This is a genomic window from Streptomyces sp. NPDC127068 (assembly GCF_042724695.1).
GTDB lineage: Bacteria > Actinomycetota > Actinomycetes > Streptomycetales > Streptomycetaceae > Streptomyces.
Window position 1 is genome coordinate 117545 of sequence record NZ_JBHXEN010000019.1, and the last position, 9891, is coordinate 127435.

Genomic DNA, 9891 nt, shown 5'->3' on the forward strand with positions numbered 1-9891 from the left:
CGCGTACGGGACCGTCCCGTAGGCTCGCCGCATGGCTGAGGCGGCGGTGATCATCGAGCGGGTGCTGACCGAGTCGGGGATCGAGTGGGAGAGCACCGAACCGGGCACCTACGCGGCGAAGCTGCCCGGTACCCGCAAGCTCTTCACCACGGTGTCCCTGATCGTCGGCGAGCACACCCTGTCGCTGAACGCGTTCGTCGTGCGCCACCCCGACGAGAACGCGGAACGCGTGTACCGCTGGGTCCTGGAGCGCAACCTCAAGCTGTACGGCGTGGCGTTCGCGCTGGACCCGCTCGGGGACGTCTACCTGGTCGGCCGGCTCCCCCTGGAAGCGGTCACGCCGGCCGAGCTCGACCGCGTCCTCGGCTCCGTGCTCGAAGCGTCGGACGGCGCCTTCAACACCCTGCTGGAACTCGGCTTCGCCACCTCCATCCGCCGGGAGTACGCCTGGCGCGTTTCCCGCGGCGAGTCCACCCGCAACCTCGACGCCTTCACCCACCTCACCCGGGACGCCACCCCCGACACCCCGCCCCCCACCACCCCGGAAACCCCCGGGTAACCCACCCGACCTGCGAGGAACCCCTTCCGCGACCGCACGGAACAGGGCGCCGGAATACCACTGTGCCCACGTCAGCGGCATGGCTTACCCTGCTGATCATCGGCCGCGCCCCGCGCACAGCTTCTGCACAGCGTGCCCTCGGGCGTCGCGCGGCCGGATCCATCAGGGTGGGGGTTCATCACTGTGCGCACGCGCAGCATCTCGTCGGCGACCGCGCTCGCCGTCCTCTTCAGTTCCGCCGCGCTCGTCGCGGGCACGGCCGGCAGCGCCGCGGCCGACTCCGCGCGGGTCCTGAACGTGAAGTCCGTCGGGGACGTCGTCGTCGACGACGCACGCCAGCGCGTGTTCGTCTCCGACCCGCGCAGCGGCAAGATCGTCGTCACCGACTACACGGGCCGCGTGGTCAAGACGCTCAGCGGCCTGCCCGGCGTCCACGGGCTGGAGCGCTCCGCCGCCGGCCAGGTGTACGCGGCGGTCGGCGACACCGGCCGGATCGTCTCCGTCGACACCGGGACGCTCACCCAGACCGCGAGCTACGACCTCGGCGCCGAACGCCCCCACGACCTCGCCGTCGCCGGCGGGAAGCTGTGGTTCAGCCACGCCGGGGGCCTCGGCTCGCTCGACGTCACCGCCGCCGAACCCGTCGTCGTGCTCACCGCGGCCACCGGCTCGCAACCGCTCCTGGGCGCCGACCCGGCAGCGCCGGACGTCCTCGTGACGGCCACCAACAACGCCGCCACCGTGTACGACGTCTCCACCGGCACGGCCGTCGAGCGGACGCGGGGCAGCATCGACGCGGGCAACGTCCGTGAGATCGACGTGACGCCCGACGGCCGACGCGTCGTCGTCGCCAGCGGCGCCCCCTACGAACACGTCGCCTACTCCACGACGGACCTGTCCCGCGCGACCAGCTACCGCACCACCCACTACCCCAACGCCGTCGCCATCGCCCCGGACGGCACCGTCGCGGCCGGCGTCGACGGCATGTACTCGCCCGACGTGTACGTCTTCCCCAAGGGCCACACCAAACTCGTCCGCAGCTACGAGTTCCCGAACACCGGTCACAGCAGCAGTTCCGACCTGCTGCTCCCGGGCGGCCTCGCCTGGACGTCCGACTCCCGCCGGCTGTTCGCCCTGTCGACCAACAGCCTCGGCACCGTCTCCCTGCGCACCTTCGACAACCCCACCCGGTCGCTGCCCAAGGTGACCGTCTCCGCGCCGAGCAGCGCCACCCGCGCCAAGCAACTCACCGTCACCGGCAAGGTGTCGGCCACCCTCGCCCTGCCCGCCGGCACCCCGCTGACGGTCACCCGCACGGACGCCGAGTCGCCGGGCGGCAAGCGCCTGGCCTCCGTCAAGACGACGTCCAGCGGCTCGTTCTCGTTCAAGGACACCCCGCCCTCCGGCGGCAAGGTGACCTACCGGGTGGCGTACGCGGCCAGCAGCACGCACGCCGCGGCGGCCGGTTCGGACAGCGTCTCGGTGTCCCGCTCGGCGACCACCCTGAAGCTCGACAAGAACAAGAACGTGTACGCCCACGGGACGTCGGTGAAGTTCACCGCGACCCTCGGCAAGACGTACAAGAACCGCACCGTCAAGCTGTACTCCGACCCCGCGGGCGACGGTCGCGGCCGGGTCCTGGTGAAGACCGGCAGGGTCGCGAGCAACGGCAAGATCTCCGCAACGGTGAAGCTCGGCCGGGACACCACGGTCACCGCCGTGTACGACGGTGACTCCCGTACGTCCGGGAAGTCGACGAAGAGCTGGGTCGGCAGCAAGGTCAAGATCTCCACCAAGCTGACCAACCACTACAAGACCGCGCGGCTGAACGGCGCCACGACGCACTACTACAAGGCGTCGAAGGACCCGTACGTCAAGACCGCGATGACGGCGTACCCGGGCCGCCAGCACCGCCTCCAGCTCCAGGTCCGCGTCCAGGGCCACTGGCAGGAGCTGGGCACCGAGTACTTCCCCACCGGTTCCTACGGCGAGTCGAGCGTCCGGCTGCTGGGCCCGCACGAGTTGGGCTACCAGTTCCGCGTCCGGGCGTCGTACATCAACGGCGCGCACGGCGACAACGTCCACTCGACGACCCACGGAGCGTGGAAGTACTTCATCCACACCCGCTGACCCACCGAACCCACCGGGCTCGTCGTCCCCACCCCGTAGCGGGCGGGGACGACGAGCCCGGTGGCCGTGGTGACGACGTGCGCGCTAGCGGCGGACGTCGGGGGCCTGCTCGGCGTACCGGGGGGCGGCCTGCGACCACGCGGCCTCCGGCTCCTGCGACGCGTAGGGGTCGGCGCGCCGAGCGGGCCGCCGCGGCCACCACAGCCCGCGCCCCAGCAGCACCGCCACCGCCGGCACCAACACGATCGACAGCACGAACGACGACAGCACGATGCCCAGGGCCGTGGCGAAGCCGACCTCCTGGGTCCCCGGGCTGGCGACCAGGCTGGCGAAGGAACCCGCGAGCACCAGACCGGCGGTGGCGATGGCCGGCGCGGTGTGCCGCACTGCCTCGGCGACGGCCTGCCGCACGGTGACCGGCTTGTCCATCTCCTCCTTGATCCGGTCGCTGATCAGGATGTTGTAGTCGGTGCCCAGGGCGACGACGAAGAGGAACAGCACCAGCGGCAGGGTGAACGAGATGCCCGGCCGGTCCAGCAGGTGCTGGAAGGCCAACGTGCCCGCACCGAGCGTCGCCGCGAACCCCAGCCCCACCGCGACCATGAGCACCAGGGGCGCCAGCACCGAACGCAGCAGGAGCAGCAGGATCAGGGCGATCAGGGCGGCGGCGATCGGGAAGACCAGCCGCAGGTCCTTCTCCACGGCGGTCGCGATGTCGGCGAACACGGCCGCCGTGCCCGTGATGTGCGCCTCGGTGTGCGCCGGGGCGTGCTCCTCGATGGCGGACCGGACGGGGCCGGACACCAGGTCACGCGCCTGCCGGGTGTCGGACTTGACGGACAGCACCACCTCGATGCGGGCGGCCGTGCGGTCGGGGTTCAGCACGGGCGCGGACACCCGGCCCACCCCTTCGACCTCGGCGAGCGAGCCGGTCAGACCGGACAGCGCGTCCGTCCGCAGGGCGCCCTCGTCGCTGCGCACGTACACGGTGTGCGGGTCGGTGGCACCGGCGGGCAGGCTGCGGGAGATCTCCTCGGCCACCTCGACGGCCTCGGTCCTGGGCTGCCCCGCCGGGTCGTAGCTCATCTTCAGACCGACCGCACCGGCCGACAGCACCCCCAGCAGGGCCAGGCTCCCGATGACGTACCGCACCGGCCGCCGGGTGATCTCCAGTCCGAGGCGGGCGCTGACCCCGCCGGGGCCCTCCTTCTTCCACGCCTTGGCGGGCCAGAACATCGCCCGTCCGCTCACCGCGAGCAGGGCCGGCATCAGGGTGAGGCTCGCCAGCAGCATCACCAGCACGGAGATCGCGATGGCCGGACCGAGCACCCGGAACTGTCCGAAGCTCGCGACGCCCAGGGTGGCGAACGCGGCGACGATCGTCAGCCCCGCGGACAGGATGGCGTTGCCCACTCGGCCCGCAGTCACCGCCGCCGCGGTGGCGGCGTCCTGCTCGGGGTGGGTGCGCAACTGCTCCCGGAACCGGAAGAGCAGGAAGAGGAAGTAGTCGATGCCGATGCCCAGCAGGACCACCGTGATCAGGGACGGGGTGGACGCGTCGAGCTTGATGTCGAACAGCTCCGCCGCTCCGGCCACCGCGCCGGCGGCGACCCCGCCGATCAGCGCCACCGCGATCAGCGGCAGCAGCGCGGCGAGCACGCTGCGGAACACCACCACGTTCAGCAGGACGATCAGGCCCATGGTGAGGATGCCGATGAGCTTCTCGCGGAATTCCCCCGCCTCCACGGTGTCCGCGGTACTGGCGATTCCGCCGGTGAATCCGATGCGCATTCCGTGCTCGCCGAATTCCTCGTCGGCCGTGTCACGGAATTCCCGGAACACGTCCTGGAGCCCCGGGTCGTTCATGTTCCCGTCGACCGAGAACGACAGCAGTTGGAACGTCCCGTTGGGGGCGACCGCGCCCAGGCCCACCCGCGGGGTCTGCGAGTGGTCCTTCATCAACCCTTCGGGCTTGGGCGCGACGATCCGACGTTCGCCCAGCTCGGCGACGGCCTCGCGGATCGCCTTCCGGTCCTGGACGGTCAGCCGCTCCCCGTCGGTCCTGGCGACGAGGGCGGTCGCCGCGTTCCCGTCGGGTTTCGCGTCGAAATCCTCCTCGGCTATTTTCAGAGCCGCAGCAGAATCGTAGCCCTTGGGCAGGAAGTCACCCGCCTGGGAATCGGTGGCACTGAACATCAGGGACTGCCCCACGACGGTCAGCGCCGCGCCCAGAAGGGTCCAGACGATGATCGTCACCCATCGACGGCGCGTGGCGAACGATGTCAGACTGCGAATCATTGCTCTTCTCTCGACAGGGGGCTGCACGACCTCTTCCGGACGCTCCCCAGCCCATCAAGAACCGCCCCGCGAGGGCATCGCCCGGGGGGAGGGGCCGCGAGGGGGACCCGGGTCCGGGGCGCGGGCGACCCAGGACCGGGGTCCTGGGCCGGGGTCGTCCCCGGGGTGGACGGAGTCGCCGGCGCGATGTGATGCGATGGCCCGGACGCCCTCGAAGCGCCCTCGCGGGCACCCCCGAAGCGCCCTCGCGGACGCACTTTCGTGACGACCGCACCGCACGGGGCGCCCCACCGCACGGGGCGCCCCGTGCGGTGGGGCGCCCCGTACCCCTCAGCTGAAGGAGGCGCCCGGATGGGCCCCGACCCCCGTACCGCGTTCGCCGGCCTGGTCCGCGGTGCCCGGCCGGACCTGCGGTCGTGGCGGCGACTCGCGGGCGAACGCGGGCTGGTCTCCCCGGCCCTCGGCTGGCTCCGCAACGACGTCCTGATCGCCGCCGTCGTCGCGCTGGAGATGCTCGACTACGTGGGCACGAGCTTGGCCCGCGGGAAGCAGATCGCGCCCCTCGCGGTGGTCCTGCTCGTCCTGTCCGCCGCGCCGCTCCTCGCGCGCCGGCGCCATCCCGTGGGCGCGCTCGCCGGGGTCCTGGCGCTCCAGACGGTCGCGAGCCTCGCCGCACCCGTCGTCCACGGCAACGGCATCCCCGCGATGTTCGCCCTGTACGTGATCGCCAGGCTCTGCCCGTACCGCACCTTGGTGCCCGCCTGGCTGGCGGCCCAGGCGGTCCAAGTCTTCCGCGGCCTGTGGAACGACATGGGGGCACCGGAGATCGTGGGGGAGACCGCGGGCTTCGCCGTCGTCGTCGCCGCGGCGTTCTGGGTCCGCAAGTGGCGTCGGCAGGTGGAGCTGAACCGGGAGCTCCTGGCCGACCGCGCGGTGGCGGAGGAACGCCGACGCATCGCACGGGAACTCCACGACGTGGTCGCGCACCACATCACCACCATGTACCTGATGTCCGGGGGCGCGCGGACCCACCTCGACCAGGACCCGGAGACCTCCCGGGAGGCCCTGGTCACCCTGGAGGCTTCGGCCCGCACGGCGCTGCGCGAGATGCGTCAGATGCTCGGCGTGCTCCGGGGCGACGACCTCGTCGAGGAGGCGCCGTCCCAGCCGCAGCCGGGCGTCGACGACCTCGACGGGCTGATCACCGAGTCCCGGGCCAGCGGTCTGCCCGCCCGGCTCGTCGTCACCGGCGAACAGCACCCGCTGCCGATGACCGTCGGCCTCACCCTCTACCGGATCGCCCAGGAGGCCCTGACCAACGTCCGCAAGCACGCGGGCGACGCCTCCGCGGACGTCCACCTCGGCTACCTGCCCGACCGCGTCACCCTGGAGATCACCGACGACGGCACCGGCAGCCGTCGGGCGCGGGGCGCGACGGGCGGGGGATACGGTCTGGTGGGGATGCGTGAGCGCGTCGCCGTGCACGGGGGCTCACTGGAGGTCGGCAGCCGCGCGGAAGGCGGCTTCCGGGTCGCGGCCTCCGTGCCCCTGCCCGCCCCGTGACGCCGACTGCGGAACGCGCCCGCGGGACGCAGCCGAGCACGTGAATGCGTGCGAGGTACGGGAACGATCAGCGTGAGCAGGAGTAGTGAGGTTCGATGACACCGGCCGCCCCCACCGAGGGCACCCCGGCCCGCCCACCCGCTGCCGGGGCCTCCCCGCCGACGGACCGCACCGGAACCATCACCGTGCTCATCGCGGACGACCAGCCCCTGGTCCGCCGGGGCCTGGCCCTGATCCTGCGCTCCGCGCCCGGCATCGAGGTCGTCGGCGAGGTCGGCGACGGCGAACAGGCCGTCGCCGCGGCCCACGCGCTGCGCCCCCGGGTGGTCCTGATGGACATCCGGATGCCCGTGCTCGACGGGGTGCGCGCCACCGAACGCCTCACCGCCGAACTGCCCGACTGCCGGGTGCTCGCCCTGAGCACCTTCGACATCGACGAGTACGTGGTCCGCGCCCTGCGCGCGGGGGCGTCGGGGTTCCTCCCCAAGGACGTGTCCCCCGAGGAACTGGCCTCGGCCCTGCGCACGGTCGACGTCGGCGATGCCGTGGTGGCGCCCCGCATGCTGACCCGGCTGATCGCCACCTTCATCACCGAGCCGACCGTCTCGACCGACCTCTCCGCGCTCACCCCGCGCGAGGTGGAGGTCCTGCGGTTGATCGCCTCGGGGCTCGACAACGGCGAGATCTCCCGGACCATGCAGATCGGCGTCCAGACCGTGAAGAACCACATCACCAACGTCTTCGCCAAGCTGGACGTCCGCGACCGGGCCCAGGCGGTCATCGCGGCCTACGAATCGGGCCTGGTCCAGCCCCGCGGCACGGGCGGGGCATAGCGCCTTCGCCGTGTTCGGCGTACGTAGCCGAAAGGCCCCCACCCCGCGGAGGAATCGCAGGTCGGGGGCCCAAGGGAAGGCGTACTGCTGCGTGCCCCGGGTCGTGCCGGTCGTGCTGATCGTGTCGGCCGTACCGGTCGTGCCGGGGAGTTCGACGGGACGGCCCGCCACCGGACATGGCGACCACGCCATGCTCCTGAACGGGCGTCACCGGTCGGTGCTAGCCCGCCTTGCGCTGACCCGCGTCGATGCCCGGGAAGGGTGCCTGCGCATCGTCGTAGTAGGTCTCGTCCTCCCCGAGGTCCGGGGCCTGGAAGGGGTTCGTCGCCGGAGGCGGCGAGGCCGCAGTGGCGTGGCGGGTTGCCTCCGCCGGAGCGGAGAACAGTGAGGTCACGTCGATGAGGGGTCTCCCAATGGGTACGAGGCCATGAAGGTGCCTGGCGTGAGACGACCGGGCGTGGCAGGTCTACAGCTTGCTCATCCTGGCGTACGGGCTCAAGATCCGTTCCTGAACCGAACCAAAATCCACGAGCGCCGCGATTCCCTCCTCGATGCCGGTCACCCGACCTAGGCCGTACATGTCATGTGTGACCTGGTCGCCCACGGCGAAGTGCTTGGGTGGCGGCGCGACCGGGGCCTTGAAAGGGCTGGTGGGCAGATGACGCTTCGGTGCAGATGGCTTTGTCATTGCCCCCAGTATGGGCCTGCGTGTACCGATCGGTGCAGTCGTGCGCGTCCGCTGTTCGTCACAGCCTCCGGGTGGCGGGGGCCGCTTGACGGAGGCGGCTCGGGGCTCTCGCCTCTGACCTGCGGTTTCGGCGGGGACGGGGTGGACGGCGGCTGTCTTGCGTACACCATCTCGCTGAACGTGGTTCGTCGACTACGTCCACCGCGGCGGTGCGCGAAGCGCGCCAACGGCGCCTTTTCCAAGCCCCGGACGAGAGGTTCGGTGCGCTCCAGCGCCTCCGGGGCCGGCTAAGCCGCCTGCTGGCCTGATCATGCCGCCCGGAACCAGTTCAAGTTCTGCCTTCATATGGCCAGCAAAGTACTTCACGTACTTGACGTACTTAATCGCGGGAGAGCACGCTGGTTCCACGAGTCCTACGGGAGGTCGCCATGTCCGCAGTACATTTCGATAGCTACACCGAAGCGCGTACGCACCTGAAGGAACTCCTCGACGCTGCAGACGAGGGACGGGTTGCGACCGTGCGTCGGGCCAGCGGCTGCGCTGCGGTGGTGGATGTCGAGCGACTGCGCCGCTACCTGTCTTCAGTGTGTTCGGCCAAGGCCGAGGTCGTTGCGGAGGCGGACGGGTGGTCGATCTTCCTTCCCGGGCTCCCCGTTGCAGCCGATGGATCAACCTTTGATGCCGCCGTCGACGAGATGGTCGACGCCTTGCGGGAGTACGCGGACGACTGGCAGGCGAGGCTGAGACTGGCACCCAACCATCGGGACAACTGGGGATTGGTGCAGCTGATCGCCCTGAGCGACGACCGTCAGCTGAAGGACTGGCTGGTGGGAGTTCAGCGATGACGCGACCCCAACCGGACCGTGAGCGTCATGACCGGTTCTGTGTCGTCGAGCGGTGGGAGCGAGTGCGAGACGCTCGTGGGCGTACCGGTACGCATCACGTCACCTACGAGTTGACGCTGCATGACGGGCGCATCCTGCGGACTCGTATTTCGCACCCTGTCGATCGCACTGTTTATGGGGCCGCGTTGTGGGGCCACATCCTTCGCGACCAGTTGGTCGTCACCGAAAGCGCGTTCTGGGACTGCGTGATCGATGGAAAACTCCCTGACCGGGGAGCCCCCGCCCCGCCCAAGGAATCACTGCCGGCCGATCTGGTCTATCTGTTGATCCACCGCGTCGGCCTCTCGGAGGAGACGGTCTCCGAACTGACGAAGGAAGAAGCGGTGGCCCGCCTGCAACGCCACTGGAAGGACGGCACGTGATGCCGTCTGCCTGCACCGACCGATACGACAGCCGCTGAGACTCACCGGGGCTGCCGCTGAAGGTGTTACCTGCACCTCATGCCCAGTAGCGGGGACCACACCTGGAAGCCCATCGGCGCGCAGCGTGTTGGCGATCCAACGGTCCGCTTGGCGTCCGGTGTAGGCGTCGAGGGCCCCTCATCGTGCCGGTCGTCGCTGGCCGGTGAGGTCTTCCGACCAGCATCCGCACCAGTAGCCCCGCCCGGTCGCGTCGTCCCGCACGGGTGACCTCCTCCGCGCGGGTTCTCGTACAGCTCCGCACCATGTGCAGCGGGTTCGGGCTAGGCAGTGTCTGATGGCTCTTGCCCGGGATGGTGGATCTCTCGCTGTTTCGGGCATGAGCCGGGCATGGTGCGTCGGCATGAACTGACGAATGCTCAGTGGGAACGGATAGCCGGGCTGCTGCCGGAGACCGGTACTCCGGGTGGCCGGTGGGCCGACCACCGGACCGTCGTCAACGGTGTGTTCTACCGGACACGGACCGGGATTCCCTGGCGTGACCTGCCCGAACGCT

Annotated in this window: 10 protein-coding genes; 7 read left to right on the forward strand and 3 right to left on the reverse strand. The window is 70.6% G+C overall.

Features of this window, described 5'->3' with window-relative positions:
- Positions 1–31 precede the first annotated feature (31 nt).
- Positions 32–559, forward strand: a complete 528-nt coding sequence (locus tag ACFWIA_RS14765) for a YbjN domain-containing protein (protein WP_387004145.1) — start codon at positions 32–34, stop codon at positions 557–559.
- 183 nt (positions 560–742) lie between these two features.
- Complete coding sequence (locus tag ACFWIA_RS14770; RefSeq protein ID WP_387004148.1) at positions 743–2689, forward strand: YncE family protein; 1947 nt, start codon at positions 743–745, stop codon at positions 2687–2689.
- An 84-nt stretch (positions 2690–2773) separates the two neighbouring features.
- Here ACFWIA_RS14770 and ACFWIA_RS14775 read toward each other — a convergent pair whose 3' ends face one another.
- A complete protein-coding gene (locus tag ACFWIA_RS14775) occupies positions 2774–4945 on the reverse strand; it encodes an MMPL family transporter (RefSeq protein WP_387004151.1) in 2172 nt (723 codons plus the stop codon).
- Positions 4946–5338: 393 nt separating this feature from the next.
- On the opposite strand from ACFWIA_RS14775, the gene ACFWIA_RS14780 reads away from it, so the two are divergent.
- The gene (locus tag ACFWIA_RS14780) at positions 5339–6550 is read left to right on the forward strand and encodes a sensor histidine kinase (RefSeq protein ID WP_387004154.1); all 1212 of its coding nucleotides are present in this window, start codon (positions 5339–5341) and stop codon (positions 6548–6550) included.
- A 95-nt stretch (positions 6551–6645) separates the two neighbouring features.
- Positions 6646–7383 carry a response regulator gene (locus ACFWIA_RS14785; protein WP_387004157.1) on the forward strand — a complete coding sequence of 246 codons (738 nt, stop codon included), beginning with the start codon at positions 6646–6648 and terminating at the stop codon, positions 7381–7383.
- A 220-nt stretch (positions 7384–7603) separates the two neighbouring features.
- Here ACFWIA_RS14785 and ACFWIA_RS14790 read toward each other — a convergent pair whose 3' ends face one another.
- Positions 7604–7777, reverse strand: a complete 174-nt coding sequence (locus tag ACFWIA_RS14790; protein ID WP_387004159.1) for a hypothetical protein — start codon at positions 7775–7777, stop codon at positions 7604–7606.
- A gap of 72 nt (positions 7778–7849) precedes the next feature.
- The gene (locus ACFWIA_RS14795) at positions 7850–8071 is read right to left on the reverse strand and encodes a CarD family transcriptional regulator (protein ID WP_385489890.1); all 222 of its coding nucleotides are present in this window, start codon (positions 8069–8071) and stop codon (positions 7850–7852) included.
- A 428-nt stretch (positions 8072–8499) separates the two neighbouring features.
- Here ACFWIA_RS14795 and ACFWIA_RS14800 point away from each other — a divergent pair, with 428 nt between their 5' ends.
- The 3 genes from ACFWIA_RS14800 to ACFWIA_RS14810 form a co-directional block, all read left to right on the forward strand.
- Positions 8500–8916: a prevent-host-death protein gene (locus ACFWIA_RS14800; protein ID WP_387004162.1), complete on the forward strand. Its 417-nt coding sequence runs from the start codon at positions 8500–8502 to the stop codon at positions 8914–8916.
- The gene (locus ACFWIA_RS14805) at positions 8913–9338 is read left to right on the forward strand and encodes a cytotoxic translational repressor of toxin-antitoxin stability system (protein ID WP_387004164.1); all 426 of its coding nucleotides are present in this window, start codon (positions 8913–8915) and stop codon (positions 9336–9338) included. Before ACFWIA_RS14800 ends, ACFWIA_RS14805 begins: the two co-directional genes overlap by 4 nt.
- 387 nt (positions 9339–9725) lie before the next feature.
- A partial coding sequence (locus ACFWIA_RS14810) for a transposase (protein WP_387004180.1) occupies positions 9726–9891 on the forward strand: 166 nt, incomplete at its 3' end.

Excerpts from the sequence above, each read along its gene's own strand:
- ACFWIA_RS14800 (WP_387004162.1), top strand. The coding sequence starts at position 8,500 with ATGTCCGCAGTACATTTCGATAGCTACACCGAAGCGCGTACGCACCTG.
- ACFWIA_RS14805 (WP_387004164.1), top strand. The coding sequence starts at position 8,913 with ATGACGCGACCCCAACCGGACCGTGAGCGTCATGACCGGTTCTGTGTC.
- ACFWIA_RS14780 (WP_387004154.1), top strand. The coding sequence starts at position 5,339 with ATGGGCCCCGACCCCCGTACCGCGTTCGCCGGCCTGGTCCGCGGTGCC.
- ACFWIA_RS14795 (WP_385489890.1), bottom strand. The coding sequence starts at position 8,071 with ATGACAAAGCCATCTGCACCGAAGCGTCATCTGCCCACCAGCCCTTTC.
- ACFWIA_RS14765 (WP_387004145.1), top strand. The coding sequence starts at position 32 with ATGGCTGAGGCGGCGGTGATCATCGAGCGGGTGCTGACCGAGTCGGGG.
- ACFWIA_RS14785 (WP_387004157.1), top strand. The coding sequence starts at position 6,646 with ATGACACCGGCCGCCCCCACCGAGGGCACCCCGGCCCGCCCACCCGCT.